A 21360-nucleotide genomic window follows, 5' to 3' on the forward strand; every position below is an offset into this window, starting at 1 on the left:
CAACTGGAGGATTTCGATGCGCCCTTCTCTCGCTCTCGCCCTGCTGCTGTGCGCCGCGCCCGTTGTCGCTTCTGCGCCTGTCATGGCCCAGACGCCGCCCGCCACGATCGGCGACCGCTATATCCCTGCGCCCTGGTGGATGCGTGATCCGGTGATCGCCTCGGTCGGCCAGGTGCGGGTCGAGATCCAGGCCAACCGCGCCTTCGTTTCCGCCAGCTTCCAGTCGGTGGACCGCAGCGTAACGGAGGCTTCGCGCGCCGCCGCCGACCAGGTGCGGGCGCTGAGCCAGTCGCTGTCGGCTTACGGTGCGGACAAGGTGCGGGTCGAGACCAGCGTCACCACCCGGCCTCTCTATGACCAATACCGCGACGAGAATGGAGTGATGCGCGACAACACCCGCGCCGACCGCGTGGCGCGCTATCAGGCCGACGCCTCCGTCAGCGTGACGGTGCGTGACGTGCGCCTGATCGAGCGGGTCTATGCGACGATCGTGGCCTCGCGCCCGACGTCGATCGGCCAGGTGAACTTCAACCTGGAGCCGGAGAACAGCTGGAAGGCCAATCTGCAGGCCGAGGCGATGAAGGATGCGCGCCGTCGGGCCGAGGCGGCGGCGACCAACGCCGGCGCGACCCTGGGGCGAGTCAAGATCATCGATCCCTCGGGCCGCGTCTGCCAGACGGACGTCCTGGCCGGCTGGCCGTCCTATGCCGCCGGCGGACAGGCGACGACGGTGGACGACATCGTAGTGACGGGATCGCGGGTGAGCGCCGAAGCGGCATTTGCGCCGCCTCCCGCACCGCCCGCGCCGATGGCAGGCGGGGCAGGCCCCAGCGAGGCGGATATCGAGGCGGCGCGGCTGGCGCTGCAACCGCCGTTGCAGACCCTGACCGACAGCGCCTGCGTCATCTACGGGCTGAACTGATGGGGTTTGAGGTCGCGCCGGCCTTCGAAGTAGGGTCGGTCGCCGCGGCCGAATGGCCGCTGTGCCATGTGCGGCTGCAGGACGATGCGCGGTTTCCCTGGCTGATCCTGATCCCGCGCGTCGAGGGGGCGGTAGAGCTTGAGGACCTGAGCGTCGAGCAGCGGGCGATGCTGATGGAGGAGACGGTGCGGGCTGGGGCGCTGGTTCGGCGACTGGGTATGGTGGAGAAGCTGAACGTCGGCGCCATCGGCAATGTGACGGCGCAACTGCATGTGCATGTGGTCGGGCGAAGGCGCGACGACGGCCTTTGGCCCGACCCGGTGTGGGGGCGAGGGCCGGTTGTTCCGTATACGGATGAAGAGCGGGGGCGGCTGCTGGGAGTGATCGCTGATGACGAGGTTTCGGGTCTCTAGGACCAAAAATCCTCTTTTATCTCAAACCCGTCACCCTCGGGCTTGTCCCGAGGGCCCACGGCAAGGCAAGCCCGGTCGCAAGAGGCTGTAAGTCACGCCCTGAACGTCAGACTGCCGAGCCTGAACCTGCGGTGGGCCCTCGGGACAAGCCCGAGGGTGACGGGATGAAGTTTTGGACTCTCAGATAATATCCAGCGGCACCGCATGGTTTGGCGCTCGGAACGCCTCGTCCAGGCGTTCCAGGTCTTCCAGATCGAACTGGATTTCAAGGGCGTCGGCATTGGCCTCGACGTGTTCGACGCTGCTGGCCTTGGGAATGGCGATGACGCCGTCGTGGCGCAGGACGGCGGCCAGCGCCACCTGGGCCGGGCTGGCCGAATGGCGGTTGGCGATGTCGCGGATCAGGGGCTGTTCCAGCAGTTCGCCGCGTCCCAGGGGCGAATAGGCCATCATCGGCATGTCGCGCGCCTGCATCCAGGGCAAGAGGTCGAACTCCACCCCGCGCGAGGCCAGATTGTAGAGCAGCTGGTTGGCGGCGCAGTCCTCGCCCCCCTCGATCTCCATCAGCTGCTCCATGGCGCGCAGGTCCAGGTTGGACACGCCCCAGCGGGCGATCATCCCCTCGTCGACCAGATCGCGGAAGGCCTCGACGGTCTCTTCCAGCGGGACGTTGCCTTCCCAGTGCAGCAGGTAGAGGTCCAGCCGTTCGACGCCGAGCCGTTCCAGCGACTTCTCGCAGGCCAGCATCATCTTCATCTCCGAGGCTTTCTCGGGCCGGACCTTGGAGACCAGGAAGACCTCGTCGCGGCGGTCGGCGATGACCTCGCCCACCAGCCGCTCCGAGCGGCCGTCGCCATACAGCTCGGCCGTGTCGATCAGGGTCATGCCCAGGTCGATGCCGCGGGCCAGGGCCTGCTGCTCCTCGTCGCGCCAGGCCGGGTCGTCGCCCAGCTCCCAGGTGCCTTGGCCGAGGGCGGGAACGGTCGTACCGTCCGCAAAGGTGACGAGGCGGGTCATGTCCGTCCTGACGAAACTAGAAGCGGCGAAGACCGCGAAAGAGGGTGGAATGCGAACGCGGCTTATCAAGACCGACGGCCTGGTCCAACAGGTTCTGGACGCCGGGTTCGAAGACCCCAACGCGCCGCTGGTCCTGCTGATCCACGGCTTTCCCGAACTGGGGGTCAGCTGGCGGGCCCAGGTCGGGGCCTTGTCCCAGGCAGGATACCACGTCGCAGCCCCGGACATGAGGGGTTATGGCGGGACCGAGAAGCCGGCAGGGGTGAATGCCTATTCCATCCTGCATCTGGTCGGGGACATGGTCGATCTGGTCCGGGCGCTGGGCAAGCGGTCCTGCGTCGTCGTGGGTCACGACTGGGGCGCGCCGGTGGCCTGGCATTGCGCCCTGTTGAGGCCCGATGTCTTCACCGCGGTGGCGGGCCTGTCGGTGCCGTTCCAGCCGCGCCGTCCCAAGGGACCGCCCACGGCCGCCATGGCCGCGATCTCGAAACGGGCGGGCCTCGGCGATCTCTACATCAGCCGGTTCCAGGCGCTGGACGCACATATGGCGATGGACGCCGATCCGGCGACGGCCTTGAGGAAGCTGTTCTATGCCTATGACGGGGCGACCCCTGCGGATCGGCGCTCCACCGGCTTCATGCCGCACGGCGTGGATTTGCTCGACACCATCGACGACGCGGCGACCCTGCCGCCGTGGATGAGCGCGGACCATTTCGGCGAGTATGTGCAGGCGTTTTCGGCGTCCGGGTTCGACGCGCCGCTGAACTGGTACCGCGCGATGGACCTGAACTGGTCGCTGACGGCCTTCGTGCAGGAGCAGAAGATCACCCCGCCGGCCCTGTTCGTCGTCGGTGAGGACGATCCGGTGCGCCACTACGCCGGCGGGCATGAGGCTGGGCTGAAGGATTGGGCGCCGGGGCTGACCCAGTCGGTGGTCGTGCCGGGGGCCGGGCACTGGATCCAGCAGGAGCGGGCGGATGAGGTGAGCGCGCTGCTGGTCGAGTTTTTGGCCGGGCTTTAGGCCGCGTCCGCCATCGCCATCTGCTCGCGCGCCTCGGCGACGATTTCCAGGCTGTGGATGCGGGCGGCGTTGTCGAACATCATGCCGGTGACCATCAGCTCGTCCACGCCAGTCAGGGCGATGAAGTCGGCGAGCTGGCGCTTGACCGTCTCGGGCCCGCCGATGGCGGAATAGAGCAGGCGGCCCTTGGCGCCCTCGATCTGTTGCGGCGTCAGGACGGTGGTGATGTCGTCGACGGGCGGGGGCAGTTTGCCGGGCTTGCCGGTCGAGAGGCGGGCGAAACTCTGCTGCATCGAGGTGGACAGGCGCACGCCCTCGGCGTCCGTATCGGCGGCGAAGACGTTGATCGCGGCCATGGCGTGAGGCTTGGCCAGGCGGTCAGACGGGGTGAAGCTGCGGCGATAAAGCGCCAGGGCCTCCAGCAGCAGTTCGGGTGCGAAATGGCTGGCGAAGGCGTAGGGCAGGCCGAGTTGGCCGGCCAGCTGGGCGCTGAACAGGCTGGAGCCCAGCAGCCAGACGGGCACGCGCAGCCCGGCGCCGGGGACGGCGCGGACGGGCTGGTTTTCGGACGCCGGCTCGAACCACTGGATCAGTTCGACGACGTCTCGCGGGAATTGGTCTGCGCCTTCGAAATAGCGACGCAGCGCACGGGCGGTGGCGCCGTCCGTGCCGGGCGCGCGGCCCAGGCCGACGTCGATGCGGCCGGGGAACAGGGTCTCCAGCGTGCCGAACTGTTCGGCGACCACCAGCGGCGCGTGGTTGGGCAGCATGACGCCGCCGGACCCGACGCGAATACGTTGCGTCCCCGCCGCCACATGGCCGATGACGATGGAGGTCGCGGCGCTGGCGATGCCGGGCATGTTGTGGTGCTCGGCCAGCCAGAACCGCTCGTAGCCGAGGCGGTCGGCGGCCTGGGCCAGGGCCAGGGTTTCGTCCAGGCCGCGGCGGGCGTCGCCGCCTTCGACGATGGGGGAGAGGTCGAGAACTGAGAACGGGATCATGACGCCTAGATCGGGGCTGTCCGCCGAGGTTCAAGGGCGCGGGGGCGGAACCGCAACCGGGTCGGGCGCTTTAAGACTCAAATCCTCACCACGGAGACCTGCGCCATGACGGACATCGATCCCAACAAGCCCGAAGTGGATTGCGACGACGCAAGAGAGGCCGCTGACATGGGCGAAAAGCCGGATCTGGGGCACAAGGCTGACACGCTGATCGACGCCCTGGACGGTAGTGATTCGGGATCGGATACGCGGGCAGGATCGCTGCGGGGCGGATCGGCCTCGGGATCCGACGACGATCCTGATTCACGCGAGATCAACGACGCCCTGGCGGAAGAGGGACGTGAGTCCGCCGATGCGGTCGAGCGTGGCGACTGACGACGGCGCCTTGCTGCCGCCGCACGCATGCGCCACGGTGGCGCTTCGACCAAATTAGGTCAGGGACGATCTTTCGATGACGCTTCGTAGGGCGGCAGCCGCCGCCGTGGTTCTGTTCTGTCTCGCCGGATGCGACCGCACGGCCAAGCCGGCCGATGCGAAACAGGCGCCCGATGCGGCCGCGCCTGCGGTGGTCGCAGAGACACCGGCACCTGACCCTGTCGCGCCATCCGACGACGCGCCCGCCGCAGGCGCGCCTGCGGTCGATGGCGCGCCTGCCTTTGCGGCGCTCTATCCGGGCGCCCAGGTCGAGGGACAGCCGCTGCTGGCCGGCGGCGAAGCGGGCGCCGGCGGTTTGGTCACCTTCACCACCGACGCCTCGCCCGATCAGGTCGTGGCCTTCTATCGCGAGCGGGCGGAGGCGGCGGGGCTGCGATCCGTCACGGGCATGAACCAGGGCGAGGCGCGGGCCTATGGCGCGGCCGGCGACCAGGCGAACGGGCCCTCGCTCCAGGTCGTGGCGGCGCCCACGGATGCAGGCGCGACCTCGGTCCAGCTGGGCTGGAGCGCCGGGCAGTGAGGTCGGTCGCCGCCCTGGGCGCGGCGACGGCGATCCTGCTGGTCGTCGGTTGCGCCGGCGCCCCGAAACCGGTCGTGACGACGCCGACCGAGGGATTTCTGGCCGACGGCGCGATCGCGCGGCTGGCCGAGGCGGTCCCGCCGCCGCCCACGGTCGGGTCGCTCCAGGACCTGGCGGACAAGGCGGCCTCCGCGCGCTATGTCGCGCTGGAAGACGGCGATCGCTGGCTGCTGGCGACCTCCCACGCGGAACTGCGTCCGCCCCTGGCCCTGCAGCATTTCGACTGCGCCCTGGGCGTGCGGCTGGGGTCGGCCGAGACGCCGGCGCTGGATCGGCTGATGGCGCGCGTGTTTCATGACGCGAACAGCGTGGCGGAACGGGTGAAGGCGCGACAGGCGCGGCCCCGACCGGTCGGCGACGATCCCCGACGGCGCGCCTGTCAGGTCGTAAACGCCGCCACCCGACAAGGCGCCTCCTACCCGTCGGGCAGCGCCGCCGTCGGCATGGCCTATGGCGAGGCCTTCGCCGCGCTGGAGCCGGAGCGGGCTGAGGCCGTGCGAAGGATCAGCCATCAGATCGGTGTCAGCCGCCTGATCTGCGCCATGCATTATCCGACCGACGTGGCTGTAGGCGAGGAGATCGGCCGGGCCGTCGTCGTCGAGGCCGTGCAGATGCCCGCCTTCCAAGCGGATGTCGCGGCGGCGCGAGCGGAACTGGAGACCGCGCGTCGCAGCGGCCTGACCAACCCCGGCTGCGCGGCCGAACGCGGGGCCCTGGCGACCGTTCTGCCCTGACATGGCGCTGTGGCTCGCCTTGGCCGCCATGGCGTTTCAGGCGCCGCCAGCCGACCGGCCCTGCACGGCGCAGGAAATCCGCGACCTGACCACGCCGTCGGATCAGCCCTATCGTCTCAGGTGCCGCGCCGAACTGTCAGGCATCGACATTCGCCGCCGTGTCCTGATCGAGGGCGCCGAGGCGTCAGGCGCGTCGCTGGACTGCGGCGGGGGCGCTGTCCGCGCGCCGGGTCAGGCGACAACCTCTGCCCCGACCGTGGCCGTCTGGTCCCGGCGTGACGGAGAGGGGTGGTCGCGGCCGGTCGATGTCACGGTGCGCAACTGCACCGTCGTCGGCAATGTGCGGATCTGGGGCATGGGGGCAGGCGGGTCGATGCGCGACCTGCTGGCCTCGTCGCGCACCGCGGGTCATACCCAGGCGGCCCAGTCTGCGGCGCCGGTCCGGGTCACCCTGGACCGGGTGCGGTTCGAGGGGGCGGGGACCATTCCCCTCTACGTCGGGCCGGGCGTGACACGGACCACGGTGACCCGCTCGACCTTTGCAGGGCGTTCGACCTCGACCGCCGTCTATCTGGACGCCGAGAGCGCGGGCGCCCTGATCCAAGACAACGATTTCGACATCCGAACCGGACGCGAGCAGATCGCCGTGGATGGATCGGGCGCTAACCGCATCGTGGGCAACCGGCTGGCCATGGGCGGCAAGGGCGGGGTGTTCCTGTACCGAAACTGCGGCGAGGACGGGGTGATCCGGCACCAGACGCCGTCTTATAATCAGATCACGGACAATGTCTTCACCAGCGCCGGCTGGCTGCGTCCGCGCGCGGTGGTGATCGGGTCGCGCGAGGGCGGAAGGCGCTATTGCGGGGACGACCGGGGCTGGCCGTTCGGCTCCAGCGCGAACGACAGCGATAGCGCCACGGGCAATGTGACGGCGCGCAATATCGTCCGGCGGTGAGGCCTTTGGGCCGCACTTGCGCAAAGCGGTCGTTCAAGGCTGACTGAGCGCCTGATCGATCGGGGGATTTGAGTATGCGGCTGGTCCTGTTTCTCGCGTCCTTGGCCGCCGCCCTAGGCTTGGCCGTTTTCGCCAGCCAGACGCCCGCGCCCCTGCCGGCCTCGACGCCCGCCATCGGCTTTTCCGCCGAGCGGGCCATGGCCGATGTGCGCCTCATCGCCCGCGCGCCCCATCCCGTCGGATCGCCCGAACATCAGCAGGTCCAGGCCTATCTGGTCCAGCGTCTGGCCGCCCTAGGGCTGCAGCCCAGCCTGCAATCCGGCGCCCTGTCGCCGGCCGCTGTGGCGCGGATCGAGAAGGACGGCGGCGACGCCGCAGCGCTGAGAGCCGTCAATATCGTCGGAGTTCTGCCGGGGCGAGATCCCGGCCTGCCCGCCGTCGCCCTGATGGCCCATTACGACAGCGTGCCGAACTCGCCGGGGGCCGCCGACGATGCGAGCGGCGTCGCGGCGATCCTGGAGGCGGTGCGGGCGATCAAGGCGCGGGGCGGGGCGGACAGGACGCTGGTCGTGCTGCTGACCGATGCCGAGGAGTTGAACCTGGACGGGGCGCGGGCCTTCTTCAGCGAGCATCCGTTGCGCGACCGCATCGGGGCGGTGATCAATCTGGAGGCGCGGGGTGGCGGCGGGCGCGCCATGATGTTCGAGACCGGCCCCGGCAACGCCGAGACCATCGCCCACTACGCCCAGGCGACGCGCAAGGCGACCGGCGGCCCGTCCAGCAACGCCCTGGCGATCTTCATCTATCGGCTGATGCCCAACGGCACGGATTTCACGGTGGCGGCGGGGCGCGAACTGTCGGGAATCAACCTGGCCTTCATCGGCCGACCGGCCCAGTACCACTCGCCGGCTTCGACGCCCGAGGCTCTGGACCAGGGCAGTCTTCAGCATATCGGGTCGCAGGCGCTGGAGACCGCCGACGCCTTCCTGCGCGCGCCGACCCTGCCTCAGGCGACGCAGAATGCGGTCTATGCCGATGTGTACGGCCTGTTCGTCGTGCGTCACCCGCCGGTCGTCGGCTGGATCCTTCTGATCGCCGCCGGGCTTGCGACCGTCTTCGCCGCCTGGGGCGCGCATCATGCGACGGGGCTGAGGGCGATGTCGGTGGTGCGGGGCGCGACGGACGGGCTGTGGCTGCTGGCCAGCGCCGTGGTCGTCGGCCAGGCCGTGCGGGTGCTGGCCGGACCGGTCGGCGGCCGGGTCGATTCGGCAGAGACCTACTACACTCTGCTTCGTCGCCTGCCGGTGCTGGAGGTCGGTGTGGCGCTGGCGATGCTCGCCTTGGTTCTGGTGGCGGCAGGGGGACGGGGGCGGATCGGCCGAAGGGTCATAGTCGGGGTGGTCGCTGCGGCGGCGGTGCTTGCGACGGCTCTCGGCGGGTTCAGCCTGCTGGTCGTCGGGGCGGCGGTGGTCGCTGTGGGGCTGAGCCTGTGGCCTTCGGACGAGGACCGGACGACCTGGGGCGGCTGGCTGGGCCTGATCGTGCTGGTGCTGATCCTGGGCGGGCTGGTCCAGGCCGCAGCGCCCGAGGCGGCCTTCCTCTTCCTCTGGCCCGGAATGATCGCCGCATTCGCTGCAGCACTCGCGGCCGTGATCGGGGCCAGGCTGACGTCCTGGCGCGCCCTGATCCCGGCGGCGGTCGCAACCGTGGTCGTGGGCGGATGGCTGCTGGTTCAGGGGCATGGCGTGTTTCTGGGCGTCGGGATGGACCTGCCCGGAGCCTTGGGCCTGATCGCCCTGTTGGTGGTGCTGACGGCCCGGCCGCTGGCGCCGACATCGGCAGGCGAGGTGCGGGTAGTTAGCTTGCTCGCCTCCGCCGGCCTGCTGACGGGCTGCGCCGTGGCGCTGGCGGCCCGGTTCGTCTCCTGACGCCGCCGTGATTTCCGGGTCGTAGGGGTCATCGATCCGGGTTATGGGTGCGGCTGTTTTTCTTCCGGAGCCCAGGCGCGCTTGCACCACGCATACGTCAATCCGTTCACCGTCCTGTCGCTGGCGATTGCGATCCTGGGCGCGTGGACGGCTCTGGACCTGTTCAATCGGACCCGCAGCCACCTGGGCGCGGCGCGATTGCGCTGGCTGGGCGTCGCGGCCCTGGCTCTGGGCGTCAGCATCTGGTCGATGCATTTCCTCGCCATGCTGGGTTTCCATGTCGAGGAGCCGGTTTCCTATGACGCCGGCCTGACGCTGGTCTCGTTCCTGCTGGCGACGGCCGGCACGGCGGCGGCCTTTCTGGCGGCGGGGACGGCAGGGCCCGCAGCATGGCGACTGGCGCCGGCGGCGCTGTTGATGGGCGGCGCGATCGTCGCCATGCACTATGTCGGCATGGCCGCGATGCGGCTGAATGCGACCCTGACCTATCGGCCGGGGCTGGTCGCCTTGTCGGTGGTCGTCGCCGTGGTCGCCGCCTATGCCGCCCTGATCGCCGCCCGCCAGGAGCGCGACCGGGTCTGGCGCGGCGTCGCCGCCGTCATCCTGGGGTTGGCCATCGTCTCCATGCACCATATCGGTATGGCGGCCCTGACGGTGACCGCCAACGCCGGCGGGGCGCCGGTCGAGGGCGGGGCCTCTCCAGTGGTGCTGGCGGTCGCGGTGACGGCGGGCGCGGTCACCCTTTTGTTTCTCGCCGTTGGCGCCTCAATGGCGGACCAGAGGGCCAATGTCCTGGCCGCCGTGGACGCCGGAGGCGTCGGCTTCTGGGAGGCGACGCTGCCGATGAAAGCGCCGGTCATGTCCCGCAGAGCCAGGGAGATCCTGTCCATCGACCCCGCCGAGCGCCTCGGCCCCAGTGAAATCGGCGACCGCCTGTCGCCAGAGGACCTGCCGCAGCATCGCCAGGCGCTGGAACAGGCCATCGCGGGGACCGACGAATACGATCAGGAATGGTTCCTGCCGGGGTCCGGCCGATGGATTCATCTGCGCGGGCGGTTGATCCGCAGTCGCTCGGGGCGGCCCCTAAAGATGTCCGGCGTGATCACCGACATCACCGACCGCCGAGAGGCCTTCGCCGCCCTAGCCGACAGCGAACGGTTGCAGTGGTTGTTGATCAACGAGCTGAATCACCGGGTCAAGAACACCTTGGCGACGGTGCAGTCGATCGCCCGACAGACCGCCCGGCGGACGCCGGACGTGGCCACCTTCACCACCCTGTTCGAGGCGCGGCTTCTGGCATTGTCCAACACCCAGAACCTGCTGACGGCCGGCAACTGGGAACGCGTCGATCTGCACGCCATGCTAGCACAGGAACTGGCGCCCTATGCCGAGGAGCAGGTGCGCCTGACCGGCCCCGACGTCGATCTGAACGCCCAGCAGACATTGGGGATGGGGATGGTGTTCCATGAGCTGGCGGTGAACGCCGCGAAATACGGCGCCCTGGCGAATGCGACGGGATGCGTTCGCGTCGATTGGTCGGTGACGGACCGTCACCTTCTGCTGGATTGGGTCGAAAGCGGCGGGCCGCAGGTGCAGCCGCCACAGCGTCGGGGCTTCGGCTCGGCCCTGATCGAGTCTACCGTCAACCGATCTCTGGGCGGGTCGGCGGCTATGGCCTATCTGCCCGAAGGTCTCAGCTTCAGCCTGAGATTGCCGTTGTAGCCTGCGTCAATATCGGACGTGGCTTTTCGGTGTTCTTGTTTTGATCGACGAGAACATCTTGTGAACCAGAACAAACCATGCACATAGTCGTCCTCACGAAACGGGGGCGGGTCCAGGCGGGTCTCTCCCAAGCTTAATGACGGGAATCATGGCAAGGGAGACGAAGGCAATGGCTTCACAGGCAGCACTCAAGTTGGTGGGCAAGGACGACGGCGACAAGCAACGCGCCCTGGAGGCGGCGATCGCGCAGATCGATCGCGCCTTCGGCAAGGGTTCGGTGATGAAACTGGGCAAGGGCGGGGTCGCCGACGTGATCCCCTCGGTGTCCACCGGATCGCTGGGTCTGGATATGGCGCTCGGCATCGGCGGCCTGCCGCGCGGGCGGGTGATCGAGGTGTTCGGCCCAGAATCCTCGGGCAAGACCACCCTGGCCCTGCATACGGTGGCCGAGGTTCAGAAGGCCGGCGGCGTCGCCGCCTTCGTGGACGCCGAACACGCTCTGGATCCGGGCTATGCCCAGAAGCTGGGCGTCAATCTGGACGACCTGCTGGTGTCGCAGCCGGACACCGGCGAACAGGCGCTGGAGATCGTCGACACCCTGGTGCGCTCCGGCGCCGTGGACATCGTGGTCATCGACTCGGTCGCTGCGCTTACGCCGCGCGCCGAAATCGAGGGCGAGATGGGCGACAGCCTGCCGGGCCTTCAGGCGCGTCTGATGAGCCAGGCGCTGCGCAAGCTGACGGCGTCCATCTCCAAGTCGAACTGCATCGTCCTGTTCATCAACCAGATCCGTCACAAGATCGGCGTCATGTACGGCTCGCCCGAGACGACGACGGGCGGCAATGCGCTGAAGTTCTACGCCTCGGTGCGTCTGGACATCCGCCGCACCGGCGCGATCAAGAACCGCGACGAGGTGGTCGGCAACACCACCCGGGTCAAGGTGGTCAAGAACAAGGTCGCCCCGCCGTTCCGCGAGGTCATCTTCGACATCATGTACGGCGAGGGCATCTCCAAACTGGGCGAGATCATCGACTTGGGCGTCAAGGCCGGGATCATCGAGAAGTCGGGCAGCTGGTTCAGCTATGACTCGACTCGGATCGGTCAGGGCCGCGAGAATGTGCGCGAGTTTCTGAAACAGAACCCCGACATCGCCGCCTCGATCGAGAAGGCGGTGCGGGCCTCGACCAACAAGATCGCCGACGAACTGCTGGGCACGCCCGAGCCGGACGAAGGTCAGGATCTCGAAGGCTGACGCAAAGACAAGAGGCTGGGCGGCCGGGGCGGACCTTTTCGGGTTCGCTCCGGCGGCGGCCCGGTCTTTTCACCCTACTCCGTCGCCCCCAGCGACCCGCCACCGACCCCGCGAAGGGCGGCGGAGCGACCCGCTCGACCTCGTGTCGGGCGGGTCTTTCTTTTGTGGCCTATCGCGCGTTCGCGCGACTTGAGGCCGGATTCAGATACCCGCTTATCCCGGCGAAAGCCGGGACCCAGGTCTGTCGCTCGGCAGTGCGTTGGATCGAATAATCGGGGGCAGAGGATGAGCCGATCGCCTAAAGCTCTGGGTCCCGGCTTTCGCCGGGATGAGCGGAATGGTGGGCTGGCCAAACGAAAACGGGCGGCCTGAAGGCCGCCCGTTTCGCCGTTCAACGATATCCGCAGCCGATCAGGCGGCGGCCTTCTCCGGGGCGAACTTGCCGTAGAAGGTCTCGTTCTTGGCGGCCATATCACGAAGCAGCTGCGGGACCTTGAAGCGGTCGCCGTAGGTCGCGGCCAAGCGGTCCGCCGTCTCGACGAACTTGGCCAGGCCGATGCCGTCGATCATGCTGATCGGGCCGCCGGTCCAGGGCGCGAAGCCCCAGCCCAGGATGGCGCCCAGGTCGGCTTCACGCGGGTCGTCAATGACGCCCTCAGCCCAGCAGCGGGCGACTTCGACGGCCTGGCGATACAGCAGGCGTGTCTTCAGCTCGTCGATCTGCGCAAAGGCGGTGGCCTCCTCGGGCTTGTCGATGCTCTTGGTGGTCGGCGCGAGGTCGGCCAGGCCCGCCCACAGGGTCTTGGGCTTCTGGTCGTAATCGTAGAAGCCCTTGCCGTTCTTTCGGCCGAACCGTCCACCCTCGACCATGGTGGCGACGATCTGCTCACCCTCGTTAGCGACGTATTTGTCGCCGAGGTCGGCCTTGGTCTGTTTGGCGATCTTGTAGGACAGGTCCAGGGCGACGTCGTCGTGCATCTCCAGCGGGCCGCGCGGCATGCCGGTCATGCGACCGACATTGTCGATCAGGGCCGGGCCGTAGCCCTCTTCCAGCATCGCCATGCCTTCCATCAGGAAGGTGGAGAAACAGCGCGAGGTGTAGAAGCCGCGGCTGTCGTTGACGACGATCGGCGTCTTCTTGATCTTCAGCACATAGTCCAGCGCCTTGGCGATGGCGGCCTGACCCGTCTTTTCGCCCAGGATGATCTCGACCAGCATCATCTTGTCGACGGGCGAGAAGAAGTGGATGCCGATGAAGTCCTCGGGACGGACCGAGGCCTCGGCCAGGCCCGTGATTGGCAGGGTCGAGGTGTTGGAGCCGAAGACGGCGCCCTCGACCAGTTGGGCCTCGGCGCGCTTGGTCACGTCGGCCTTGATCTCGCGGCTTTCGAACACGGCCTCGACCACGAGGTCCGAGCCCTTGATGTGGTCATAGTCGGTCGTGGCCGTGACCAGGGCCAGGGTCGCGTCATACTTGTCTTGGGTCATCTGACCGCGCGACAGACGCTTCTTCAGCAGCTCCTCGACATGGGCCTTGCCCCTGTCGGCGGCTTCCTGGGTCTGGTCGATCAGCACGGTCTCGATACCAGCCATGACCTGAACATAGGCGATGCCTGCGCCCATCATGCCTGCGCCGATCACGGTGACTTTCTTCGCGTCCGACTTGGGCACGCCGGCCGGACGCACGGCGCCCTTGTCCAGTTCCTGCTTGGACAGGAACAGCGAGCGGATCATGGCCTGGGCCTGCGGCGTCATCAGGGTCTTGATGAAATAGCGGGTCTCGATGCGCAGGGCCGCGTCCATCGGCACCTGGGCGCCTTCGTAAACGGCCTTCATCAGGTTCACCACGGCCGGATAGTTGCCGTAGGACTGTTTGCGCAGCATGGCGTTGCCGACCATGAAGTTCTGGATGCCGGCCGGGTGATAGGGACCGCCGCCGGGCAGTTTGAACGACTTGTCGTCCCACGGCTGGACGGCCTTGCCGCCGTTCTTGATCCAGGTCTTGGCGGCCTCGACCGACTGGCCCTTTTCGACCACCTCATGGACGATGCCGGCGCCCTTGGCGTCATTGGGGCGGAAGGACTTGCCCTCGCTCATGGCCATCATGGCGTTCTGGACGCCGACCAGACGGGTCAGGCGCTGGGTGCCGCCGCCGCCGGGGAAGAGGCCGACCTTGATCTCGGGCAGGCCCAGCTGGATCTTGTTGTCGTTCTCGACCACGCGATAATGGCAGGCCAAGGTGAACTCCAGCCCGCCGCCCAGGGCCAGGCCGTTGATCGCGGCCGCGATCGGCTTGCCCGAGGTTTCCAGCGCGCGGAAGGCGCCGTTCAGCTTCCAGCCGGCGTCAAACGCCTTCTGCAGGTCGCCGCCGCCCGACAGGACGCCGCCGGCCATGTCGCCCAGGTCTGCGCCCGCGCAGAAGCCCGACGCCTTGCCCGAGGTGATGACCGCGCCCTTGATGGCGTCGTCGGTCTTGATGCGTTCGACCAGTTCGGGGATTTCCGTCATCACCGAAGAGGTCAGGGTGTTCATCGAACGACCCGGCACGTCGAAGGTGACCAGGGCGATGCCGTCGGCGTCGACGTCGATCTTGAAGTTTTCCATGGGTGTGATCCTCAGACGCGTTCGATGACGGTGGCGGTGCCCATGCCGCCGCCGATGCACAGGGTGATCAGGGCCGTCGACTTGTTCGAGCGTTCCAGCTCGTCCAGGGCGATGCCGGTGATCATGGCGCCGGTGGCGCCCAGGGGGTGGCCCATCGAGATGCCGCCGCCGTTCACATTCATCTTGGCGTGGTCGATGTTCAGGGCCTGCATGTAGCGAAGCACGACGGCGGCGAAGGCCTCGTTCAGCTCCCACACGTCGATGTCGTCGGGCGTCATGCCCAGCTTGCCCAGCAGTTTGCGCGTCACATATTCCGGGCCGGTCAGCATGATCGACGGCTCGGAGCCGATCGAGGCGCCGCCCAGGATCTTGGCGCGCGGCTTCAGACCCAGGGCCTGGCCGGCTTCCAGCGAACCGATCAGCACCCCGGCCGAACCGTCGACGATGCCGGACGAGTTGCCGGGGGTGTGGACGTGGTTGACGCGCTCGACCTCGGGGTAGCGTTGGTTGATCACGCTGTCGAAGGCCATCTCGCCCATCATGGCGAAGGAGGGGTTCAGGCCGCCCAGGGTCTGCATGTCCGTGTTCGGACGAATGGTCTCGTCATGGTCCAGGATGGTCAGGCCCAGCTGGTCCTTGACGCCGATGACCGAATTCTTGAACCGGCCCTCGGCCCAGGCCTTGGCGGCGCGCTTGTGGCTCTCGACCGAATAGGCGTCCACGTCGTCGCGGCTGAAGCCGTACTTCGTGGCGATCATGTCCGCCGACACGCCCTGCGGCACGAAATAGGTCGGGAATGCCGAGGACGGGTCGGTGGGCCAGGCGCCCATGTCCGAACCCATGGGCACGCGGCTCATGACCTCGACGCCGCCGCCGACGGCGAAGTCGGCCTCGCCGGACTTCACCTTGGCCGTGGCCATGTTCACGGCTTCCAGGCCCGAGGCGCAGAAGCGGTTGACCTGAACGCCGGCCGTATATTGCGACCAGCCGGCCGAGAGCACCGCCGTGCGGGCGATGTCGGCGCCGAGTTCGCCCACGGGCGTGACGCAGCCCAGGATGACGTCATCGACCTTGGACGTGTCCAGATCGTTGCGGTCGCGCAGGGCCTCCAGCACCTGGGTCGCCAGGCTGAGACCGGTGATCTCGTGCAGCGAGCCGTCCTTCTTGCCCTTGCCGCGCGGGGTGCGGACGGCGTCGTAGATATAGGCGTCAGCCATGGGAGTGCGTCTCCATCTGTGGCCCCCATGCTCACCGCCCCCTTTTGAAAGGAATGGGCGGTTGGCGACATGGGGGCAGGGCGGTTCCAAGCGTGGACGCCAAGAACCCTACGTTTACGTCAACGTCAAGTAATAAGCCGCGTGATGCCGCGCCAAGGGGCCTGTGTTTTTTCGATCAGGAGGGCTTTCGACGCCGCTGGCGAGCGGGCCGGCGCAATAGCCAAGCCCGCTCGCGTTCCGTCAGCGCGGCGGAATGCGGGTCGCACCGCCGGTGATCTTGCAGACGTAGTCCGTCTGGGGACGGCCGGTCTGCAGGCCAGTCGGCGTCAGGATGCCCTGGCTGCGGGTGCATTCCGCCTCCAGCGCGTCCATGTCCTTCTGGTAGCTGTTGACGCCGCCCGTGGTGCCGCAGGCCGCCAGCAAGGGCAGGCTGATCGCGGCGGAGAGAATGAGGATACGCATGGCTCGGTGCTCCCTGAGCGCCGATGCGCTCCTTGTCGCCCCCCGGCGTCGAAAGACTACTGCGTCGCCGCCAGCCTGACCAGCTTGCCGTTCTCCTCGTCGGTGATGGCCCAGACTGCGCCGTCCGATCCAACCGCCACGTCGCGGACGCGTTCGCCCAGATCCGTCAGCAGACGCTCCTCGCCGACCACGCGATCGTTCTGGACCACCAGACGGGAGATGTGCTTTTCCTTCAGCCCCGCGACCAGCAGGTTTCCGTCCCAGCCGGGGAACATGCCGCCCTGATAGAAGGTTGCCCCGCCCGGTGCGATGACGGGGTCCCAATAATAGACCGGCTGTTCTGTGCCCGGCGCCTGGGTGGCGCCGCTGTTGATCTGACCGCCGGCGTATTCCACGCCGTAAGCCGCGTTGGGCCATCCGTAGTTCAGGCCCGGCTTGTCCAGATTGACCTCATCACCGCCGCGCGTGCCGTGTTCGATGGTCCAGATCGCGCCGGTTCCCGGCTGGACGGCGATCCCCTGGGCGTTGCGGTGGCCCAGGCTCCAAATCTCGGGCAGGGCGCCGGCGCGGCCGACGAAGGGATTGTCCTGGGGCACGGAGCCGTCGGCGTTGATGCGGATCGTCTTGCCCATGTGCGAGCCCAGGTCTTGGGCCTGGGGCCGCATCGGCCGGTCCGAGCGTTCGCCCAAGGTGATGAACAGCTTGCCGTCCGGCGCAAACGCTAGGGCCGAGCCGAAATGTTTGTCGCCATCATAAACGGGCAAGGCGCGGAAGATGACCTGGACGTTCTCCACGCGCGCGCCGTCGTCCGACAGACGCGCGCGGGCGACCGAGGTGGCGTTGCCGCCCTCGCGCGGTTCGGAATAGCTCCAGTAGATCATCCGGTCCTGGGCGAAGTCGGGACCGACGATCACGTCCAGCAGGCCGCCCTGGCCGCGGGCGTCGACGGCGGGGAGGCCGGCGACCGGCTCGCTGATCTGGCCCTGGGCGGTGATGATGCGCAGGCGGCCGGGTTTCTCCGTCACCAGCCAGCGACCGTCGGGCATAGCCGCCAGTCCCCAGGGATGAACCAGGCCAGAGGCGACCACCGTGTGGGTCATCGCCTGTTCCGTCTTGACGCCCGGCGCGCGCGTCTGTCCGACGAAGGCCGGCTGCTGATCGGGGTTGTTGGCCGGGCGGGTCTCCAGCGGCGCGCCGGCCTGGGGTGGAGCGTTTGCGCTTTCGCCGTTCGCGCCGCAGGCGGCGGCGAGGACAAGCAGGGACGTCGAGGCGGCGGCGACGATCAGGCGCATGGCGAAGGCTCCGATGGGAAACAGGCGTTGGTTCTGGAACGGCGACGCCAGCGTTACCGTTCCGGCCCTGCGGCGTCTTGCGCCCTATCGCCGCACGATCTGCACCGAGACGACTTGAACCGCGCGCCCGACGGCGATATAGGCACGCCTCTTTCGCGCTGGCCGTCGGCCTCGCGCAGGCCCGGGACTGGGTAGCTCAGATGGTTAGAGCGGTGGATTCATAACCCACAGGTCGGCGGTTCGATCCCGCCTCCAGTCACCACTTTCCTATTCATATTCAGGCGGTTGAACCCGAGAAGGCGCAACGGCTGGCGCTGACGGCGGGGACCAAAAGGGAACGAAAGTCCCGGTTCGGGAGAGAAAGTCCCGGAATAGTCCCGGAGGATGTTCGCAGGCTGTTCTCACAGGAGCGAGGCCTGAGGCGCAGCCGAGGCCAAGTTGACCCCTTTCGCGATCAGCAGTTCGGCCGCACCTGGCGCATTGCCGCCCTGGACCGAGTAGGTCGTCTTCACGGCCTCAATGTCGGCCCAGGCGAACATCTCGCGGATCTCCGGCCGGTCGTTAATCGAGAGCAGGAACCGACCCTCGATCCCTTGCAGCTTGTCGGCCATCCGCTGGAAGTCGTCGCGGGAGAACATGGCGGCGCCGTAGTCGGCTTCACCGCCCCAATAGGGCGGGTCCAGATAGAAGAGGCTGCCGGCGCGATCGTAGCGGGTGATGAAGGCCAGCCAGTCCAGGTTCTCGATCACGACGCCCGCCATGCGGTCGTGCAGCTGGCGCAGGCGCGGCTCGATCTTCGTCAGGTCGAAATTGTGGGGGCTGGTGGGGCTGACGCCATACGACCGACCGGCGACCTTGCCGCCGAAGCCCAGCGTCTGGAGATACAGAAACCGGGCGGCCCTCTCGATGTCCAGCAGATCCCCGGCCGGCGTCTCGCGAATCCGCTCGAACTCCGCCCGCGCCGCCGGCCGCCATGCCAGCTCACGGATCAGGGCGTCGGGGAATCGCTGCGCCACCCGGAACAGGGTGACCACGTCGCCGCTGAGGTCGTTGATGACCTCGACGGCCGGTCGGACACGCCGGCGCAGGAAGACGCCGCCCATGCCGATGAACGGCTCGCAGTAAGCGTCATGGGGCGTGGCGGCCAGCACGCCGCAGATGCGTCGCGCCAGATGACGCTTGCCGCCCAGCCAGGCCGTGGGTGGCTCACACGGCGCGACGGGTCGCTGATCGACAATGAGAACATTACGAGAACAATTCATTTGCGGAGTCGCCTTCTGCACGAGTAGGAGTCCCCGGCTCGCGTGAGCGGGGGCGGCGATCAGCCGAGCGGCCGATCAGTCCTGGTCGTGCGGGGGAACGCCCGCAGATCGACGCGCTGCAACGCGCCGATCCCGCCCCGGACGGGGACGGAATGAAGAGGAGTGAGGGTATGCCGAACGACAAACCGGGTTCGTCACGACCCATGCCGCTGTCGGAGTTGATGCAGCTGGAGGCCGAGCTGGCTTCGCGCACAGTGCCAAATCCGCCGCCACACCCCAGCCTGCCGGCGAAGCCGGGGCCGGGATCAAACGTCGCCTATGTGTCCAAGGAAGAGAACGACCGGCTGGTCAGCGCCGCCCTCGCGCTGGGTATGGGCCAGTTCGCCAAGATGACAGCGCACGAGACCCACATGCTGGCGGCCCGCCTCTCGCGGCGATGACCGGCGCGCCCTACCTCTCGGGCGTCTCAGGCCGGATGATCGATCTGCCCCATCGCGGCAATCAGTTGGTGGTTCAGTGCAGGGGTTGCGGCAGGGAAGCCCATATCTCAGGCCGCGACATCGTCACCCGGTTCACGAAGTGGTTGCCCGCCCAGGTCAGCGCATGGGCCGCGACGCTTCACTGCGGCGCCTGCCAGTCCCGGCATGTCATGGTCTATTCGAAACGCGATCCGGGCGGAGAAGGCTTTCACGTCTCGACTGCGGAGCCGGGCCAGATCATCTGGGCGCGGCGGCTGAATGCCTGGCTCAGCGAGGTCGGCTCCGACATATGGGAGCATCGCCGCGTCATCACCGGCATGTGCGCTGACGAGGATCTGGAGAAGGCGGGCATCCGGCCGGTGAGCCGAGAAGCGACAGGCGGCCCTACCTAGGAGAGTAGACCGCCCGTCGCACGGAGTGACGCATTTGCCGGGCCGTCACCCCTGAGGCCGGCTCCGGCTCCACAACCATGCAGGGCCATCGCAGTTCCGAGAGTCCGAGAGACGACAAAAGCCCCGCCCTCCGAAGAGAGCGGGGCTTCTGATATGCGAAGCCTGAAGGCTCGACGCTGTTTTGCACTTTCTGCAAATCGGGATTTGTTTACACGATCTGCAAAGAAATCGCCTAGCCCGGTCGGGGCGGCACGGCCGGCGGGCGGCGACACTCATCCAGCGCCGCCGTCTTTACATCATCCCGCGCGATCCGCTGGACCCGGCCGGCGATCAGCAGCACCGTTCGCGCGAAGATGTCTGGCGCCATGGCGATGGCCTCGGGCGTGTCCACATAGGCCGGCTCTGGCCCAATGTCGGGGCTGCAGGCGACCGCGACCGGCACCTTCACCTCAACGATCTGAACGACCGGCTCAGGCGCGACCTTCGACGTAGTGTTGCAGCTGGCCAGCAGCAGGACGGACAGGATCAGGGCGCGGTTCATCGGACTTGCTCCAGGATAAGCCGGTCGGCCGCTTCGCAGCGGGTTTCGCCGGGGAGAGGTGTTTCGAGTAGCAGTTGCTGAGCACGTTGCTGAGCGGCCGTGGCGCGGGCCTGGGCGGCATTGACGGCGGCCTGCGCTCGAACGGCGGCGGCGTCGCTCGCGGCCTTCAGGTCATCGACCGCCTGGTTCTGCCGGGCCAGCGCCGACTGTGCACCGGCGAGGTTGGCTCCGCACATGGTCAGGCGGTCCTTGTAGCCGACATTCGGGGCGTTGATGTCCGACCATAGGCCGTTGGCCCGCTGCTCTTCACGGACCATGTCCCGGTGCGTCACGCCCCATTGGTAGGAGGCGGTGACGGACGCCAGGATCAGGACGCCGCAGATGATCCCGAGGCCAAGGCGGGAGGTGATGAGGGCGAGGGCGGCGCTCATGCCTCATTCACCGTCACAGGCGCACCCGAGGCCTTCAGGCGGATGACCTGCACGGGCGGCAGGGCTGGACCCTTGGGCCAGCGCATCCCGCCGTCAGCGAGCCGCTCCTTTGCGATGCGCGTGATGCTGACGCTGTTGGTCTGGTTGCCGCCGAGGATGTGGAAGTGGGTGGCGTCCTCGCCGAGATAGAGGCCGACATGCCCGCCGCCCGCGCGCGTGAAGACCATGATGCAGCCCAGGCGCGGACCGATCAGTTCGCGGCCCCATGCGCCGGCGCGTCCCCACGAGGCGGCGCGGACGGCGATCGCAGGCGCAGTCAATCCCGACCGCTTCATGACCAGCGCCATAAACGTCCCGCACCACGGGGTTTCGTCGTCGTTGACGGTGATGCCGAGCACCTTCGCACCCAACTCCTTAATCCAGCCCATGATGACCGGGCTGTGTTTGGGTCCGACGATTTCACGCACGCCGATTTGCTGGCGGGCGAACGCCAGCCAGGCAGGCTCTTTCGAGGCCATGGTCAGTCTCCAGATTGTGAGGGTGTTGACGCGAGGTGGCGAGATGTCGCTCAATAAGTGAGCTACGGACCGCGTTCGCGGCCATGCGGGAGAGTAATAATGCCGCCAACTACAAAGTCGTACGTGTCTGAGGCTGCTCTGACTGCACCCGTCGTCCACCTGACCGCTCAGGGCCTGCCGTC

Annotated in this window: 22 protein-coding genes and 1 tRNA gene; 13 read left to right on the forward strand and 10 right to left on the reverse strand. The window is 67.8% G+C overall.

From position 1 onward, the window contains the following. The first annotated feature begins 16 nt into the window (after positions 1 to 16). Together ACP693_RS03085 and ACP693_RS03090 are read left to right on the forward strand one after the other, a co-directional pair. The gene (locus tag ACP693_RS03085; RefSeq protein ID WP_426019114.1) at positions 17 to 922 is read left to right on the forward strand and encodes an SIMPL domain-containing protein; all 906 of its coding nucleotides are present in this window, start codon (positions 17 to 19) and stop codon (positions 920 to 922) included. Beyond that, a complete protein-coding gene (locus ACP693_RS03090; RefSeq protein ID WP_426019640.1) occupies positions 919 to 1335 on the forward strand; it encodes an HIT domain-containing protein in 417 nt (138 codons plus the stop codon). Before ACP693_RS03085 ends, ACP693_RS03090 begins: the two co-directional genes overlap by 4 nt. A 180-nt stretch (positions 1336 to 1515) precedes the next feature. Here ACP693_RS03090 and ACP693_RS03095 read toward each other — a convergent pair whose 3' ends face one another. Beyond that, positions 1516 to 2352, reverse strand: a complete 837-nt coding sequence (locus ACP693_RS03095; protein ID WP_426019112.1) for an aldo/keto reductase — start codon at positions 2350 to 2352, stop codon at positions 1516 to 1518. Positions 2353 to 2401: 49 nt separating this feature from the next. Here ACP693_RS03095 and ACP693_RS03100 point away from each other — a divergent pair, with 49 nt between their 5' ends. Beyond that, on the forward strand, positions 2402 to 3373 hold the full coding sequence (locus ACP693_RS03100; protein WP_426019110.1) for an alpha/beta fold hydrolase: 972 nt from the start codon (positions 2402 to 2404) through the stop codon (positions 3371 to 3373). Here ACP693_RS03100 and ACP693_RS03105 read toward each other — a convergent pair. Beyond that, positions 3370 to 4374 carry an LLM class flavin-dependent oxidoreductase gene (locus tag ACP693_RS03105; RefSeq protein WP_426019108.1) on the reverse strand — a complete coding sequence of 335 codons (1005 nt, stop codon included), beginning with the start codon at positions 4372 to 4374 and terminating at the stop codon, positions 3370 to 3372. The two genes, ACP693_RS03100 and ACP693_RS03105, sit on opposite strands and share 4 nt — an antisense overlap. A gap of 105 nt (positions 4375 to 4479) precedes the next feature. Here ACP693_RS03105 and ACP693_RS03110 point away from each other — a divergent pair, with 105 nt between their 5' ends. The 7 genes from ACP693_RS03110 (at position 4480) to recA (ending at position 11980) form a co-directional block, all read left to right on the forward strand. After that, the gene (locus ACP693_RS03110) at positions 4480 to 4749 is read left to right on the forward strand and encodes a ribonuclease (RefSeq protein WP_409719629.1); all 270 of its coding nucleotides are present in this window, start codon (positions 4480 to 4482) and stop codon (positions 4747 to 4749) included. Between the two features lie 76 nt (positions 4750 to 4825). After that, complete coding sequence (locus tag ACP693_RS03115) at positions 4826 to 5329, forward strand: hypothetical protein (protein WP_426019105.1); 504 nt, start codon at positions 4826 to 4828, stop codon at positions 5327 to 5329. Next, a complete protein-coding gene (locus tag ACP693_RS03120) occupies positions 5326 to 6123 on the forward strand; it encodes a phosphatase PAP2 family protein (protein WP_426019103.1) in 798 nt (265 codons plus the stop codon). The genes ACP693_RS03115 and ACP693_RS03120 overlap by 4 nt, the downstream gene beginning before the upstream one ends. Before the next feature lies 1 nt (position 6124). Beyond that, on the forward strand, positions 6125 to 7078 hold the full coding sequence (locus tag ACP693_RS03125; RefSeq protein WP_426019101.1) for a right-handed parallel beta-helix repeat-containing protein: 954 nt from the start codon (positions 6125 to 6127) through the stop codon (positions 7076 to 7078). Positions 7079 to 7152: 74 nt separating this feature from the next. Beyond that, complete coding sequence (locus ACP693_RS03130; RefSeq protein ID WP_426019098.1) at positions 7153 to 9006, forward strand: M20/M25/M40 family metallo-hydrolase; 1854 nt, start codon at positions 7153 to 7155, stop codon at positions 9004 to 9006. Positions 9007 to 9087: 81 nt separating this feature from the next. Next, positions 9088 to 10728, forward strand: coding sequence for an MHYT domain-containing protein (locus ACP693_RS03135; RefSeq protein WP_426019094.1), 1641 nt, complete (start codon positions 9088 to 9090; stop codon positions 10726 to 10728). Between the two features lie 169 nt (positions 10729 to 10897). Continuing rightward, a complete protein-coding gene (recA, locus tag ACP693_RS03140) occupies positions 10898 to 11980 on the forward strand; it encodes a recombinase RecA (RefSeq protein ID WP_425986566.1) in 1083 nt (360 codons plus the stop codon). A 411-nt stretch (positions 11981 to 12391) separates the two neighbouring features. Here recA and ACP693_RS03145 read toward each other — a convergent pair whose 3' ends face one another. The 4 genes from ACP693_RS03145 to ACP693_RS03160 form a co-directional block, all read right to left on the reverse strand. Then, positions 12392 to 14584 carry a 3-hydroxyacyl-CoA dehydrogenase NAD-binding domain-containing protein gene (locus ACP693_RS03145; protein WP_426019091.1) on the reverse strand — a complete coding sequence of 731 codons (2193 nt, stop codon included), beginning with the start codon at positions 14582 to 14584 and terminating at the stop codon, positions 12392 to 12394. An 11-nt stretch (positions 14585 to 14595) separates the two neighbouring features. Then, the gene (locus tag ACP693_RS03150) at positions 14596 to 15801 is read right to left on the reverse strand and encodes an acetyl-CoA C-acetyltransferase (RefSeq protein ID WP_426019088.1); all 1206 of its coding nucleotides are present in this window, start codon (positions 15799 to 15801) and stop codon (positions 14596 to 14598) included. A 240-nt stretch (positions 15802 to 16041) separates the two neighbouring features. Beyond that, entirely contained in the window at positions 16042 to 16263 is a 222-nt protein-coding gene (locus tag ACP693_RS03155; RefSeq protein WP_425986559.1) for a hypothetical protein, read from the reverse strand. A 56-nt stretch (positions 16264 to 16319) separates the two neighbouring features. Beyond that, positions 16320 to 17555 carry a PQQ-dependent sugar dehydrogenase gene (locus ACP693_RS03160; protein WP_426019086.1) on the reverse strand — a complete coding sequence of 412 codons (1236 nt, stop codon included), beginning with the start codon at positions 17553 to 17555 and terminating at the stop codon, positions 16320 to 16322. Positions 17556 to 17740: 185 nt separating this feature from the next. Here ACP693_RS03160 and ACP693_RS03165 point away from each other — a divergent pair. Beyond that, positions 17741 to 17817 (forward strand) — tRNA-Met (locus tag ACP693_RS03165). 139 nt (positions 17818 to 17956) lie between these two features. On the opposite strand, the gene ACP693_RS03170 is transcribed toward ACP693_RS03165, so the two are convergent. Further along, entirely contained in the window at positions 17957 to 18817 is an 861-nt protein-coding gene (locus tag ACP693_RS03170) for a DNA adenine methylase (RefSeq protein ID WP_426019083.1), read from the reverse strand. Between the two features lie 170 nt (positions 18818 to 18987). Here ACP693_RS03170 and ACP693_RS03175 point away from each other — a divergent pair, with 170 nt between their 5' ends. Both ACP693_RS03175 and ACP693_RS03180 read left to right on the forward strand, forming a co-directional pair. Then, positions 18988 to 19257 carry a hypothetical protein gene (locus ACP693_RS03175; protein WP_426019080.1) on the forward strand — a complete coding sequence of 90 codons (270 nt, stop codon included), beginning with the start codon at positions 18988 to 18990 and terminating at the stop codon, positions 19255 to 19257. Then, on the forward strand, positions 19254 to 19688 hold the full coding sequence (locus ACP693_RS03180; protein WP_426019077.1) for a hypothetical protein: 435 nt from the start codon (positions 19254 to 19256) through the stop codon (positions 19686 to 19688). Before ACP693_RS03175 ends, ACP693_RS03180 begins: the two co-directional genes overlap by 4 nt. A 232-nt stretch (positions 19689 to 19920) precedes the next feature. Here ACP693_RS03180 and ACP693_RS03185 read toward each other — a convergent pair whose 3' ends face one another. Genes ACP693_RS03185 through ACP693_RS03195 form a run of 3 tightly spaced genes read right to left on the reverse strand, consistent with a single transcriptional unit; the run spans position 19921 to position 21232 of the window. Further along, the gene (locus tag ACP693_RS03185) at positions 19921 to 20229 is read right to left on the reverse strand and encodes a hypothetical protein (RefSeq protein ID WP_426019074.1); all 309 of its coding nucleotides are present in this window, start codon (positions 20227 to 20229) and stop codon (positions 19921 to 19923) included. Further along, complete coding sequence (locus ACP693_RS03190) at positions 20226 to 20660, reverse strand: hypothetical protein (RefSeq protein ID WP_426019071.1); 435 nt, start codon at positions 20658 to 20660, stop codon at positions 20226 to 20228. Before ACP693_RS03190 ends, ACP693_RS03185 begins: the two co-directional genes overlap by 4 nt. Further along, a complete protein-coding gene (locus tag ACP693_RS03195; protein ID WP_426019068.1) occupies positions 20657 to 21232 on the reverse strand; it encodes a TIGR02594 family protein in 576 nt (191 codons plus the stop codon). Before ACP693_RS03195 ends, ACP693_RS03190 begins: the two co-directional genes overlap by 4 nt. Positions 21233 to 21360: the final 128 nt, after the last annotated feature.

Source organism: Brevundimonas sp. TWP1-3 (assembly GCF_049896085.1).
Classification (GTDB): Bacteria; Pseudomonadota; Alphaproteobacteria; order Caulobacterales; family Caulobacteraceae; genus Brevundimonas.

Coding starts and splice junctions, on each gene's coding strand:
- ACP693_RS03170 (WP_426019083.1), bottom strand. CDS start 18,817: ATGAATTGTTCTCGTAATGTTCTCATTGTCGATCAGCGACCCGTCGCG.
- ACP693_RS03085 (WP_426019114.1), top strand. CDS start 17: ATGCGCCCTTCTCTCGCTCTCGCCCTGCTGCTGTGCGCCGCGCCCGTT.
- ACP693_RS03125 (WP_426019101.1), top strand. CDS start 6,125: ATGGCGCTGTGGCTCGCCTTGGCCGCCATGGCGTTTCAGGCGCCGCCA.
- ACP693_RS03175 (WP_426019080.1), top strand. CDS start 18,988: ATGCCGAACGACAAACCGGGTTCGTCACGACCCATGCCGCTGTCGGAG.
- ACP693_RS03190 (WP_426019071.1), bottom strand. CDS start 20,660: ATGAGCGCCGCCCTCGCCCTCATCACCTCCCGCCTTGGCCTCGGGATC.
- ACP693_RS03130 (WP_426019098.1), top strand. CDS start 7,153: ATGCGGCTGGTCCTGTTTCTCGCGTCCTTGGCCGCCGCCCTAGGCTTG.
- ACP693_RS03185 (WP_426019074.1), bottom strand. CDS start 20,229: ATGAACCGCGCCCTGATCCTGTCCGTCCTGCTGCTGGCCAGCTGCAAC.
- ACP693_RS03095 (WP_426019112.1), bottom strand. CDS start 2,352: ATGACCCGCCTCGTCACCTTTGCGGACGGTACGACCGTTCCCGCCCTC.
- ACP693_RS03115 (WP_426019105.1), top strand. CDS start 4,826: ATGACGCTTCGTAGGGCGGCAGCCGCCGCCGTGGTTCTGTTCTGTCTC.
- ACP693_RS03180 (WP_426019077.1), top strand. CDS start 19,254: ATGACCGGCGCGCCCTACCTCTCGGGCGTCTCAGGCCGGATGATCGAT.
- ACP693_RS03145 (WP_426019091.1), bottom strand. CDS start 14,584: ATGGAAAACTTCAAGATCGACGTCGACGCCGACGGCATCGCCCTGGTC.
- ACP693_RS03105 (WP_426019108.1), bottom strand. CDS start 4,374: ATGATCCCGTTCTCAGTTCTCGACCTCTCCCCCATCGTCGAAGGCGGC.
- ACP693_RS03150 (WP_426019088.1), bottom strand. CDS start 15,801: ATGGCTGACGCCTATATCTACGACGCCGTCCGCACCCCGCGCGGCAAG.
- ACP693_RS03110 (WP_409719629.1), top strand. CDS start 4,480: ATGACGGACATCGATCCCAACAAGCCCGAAGTGGATTGCGACGACGCA.
- recA (WP_425986566.1), top strand. CDS start 10,898: ATGGCTTCACAGGCAGCACTCAAGTTGGTGGGCAAGGACGACGGCGAC.
- ACP693_RS03100 (WP_426019110.1), top strand. CDS start 2,402: ATGCGAACGCGGCTTATCAAGACCGACGGCCTGGTCCAACAGGTTCTG.
- ACP693_RS03155 (WP_425986559.1), bottom strand. CDS start 16,263: ATGCGTATCCTCATTCTCTCCGCCGCGATCAGCCTGCCCTTGCTGGCG.
- ACP693_RS03160 (WP_426019086.1), bottom strand. CDS start 17,555: ATGCGCCTGATCGTCGCCGCCGCCTCGACGTCCCTGCTTGTCCTCGCC.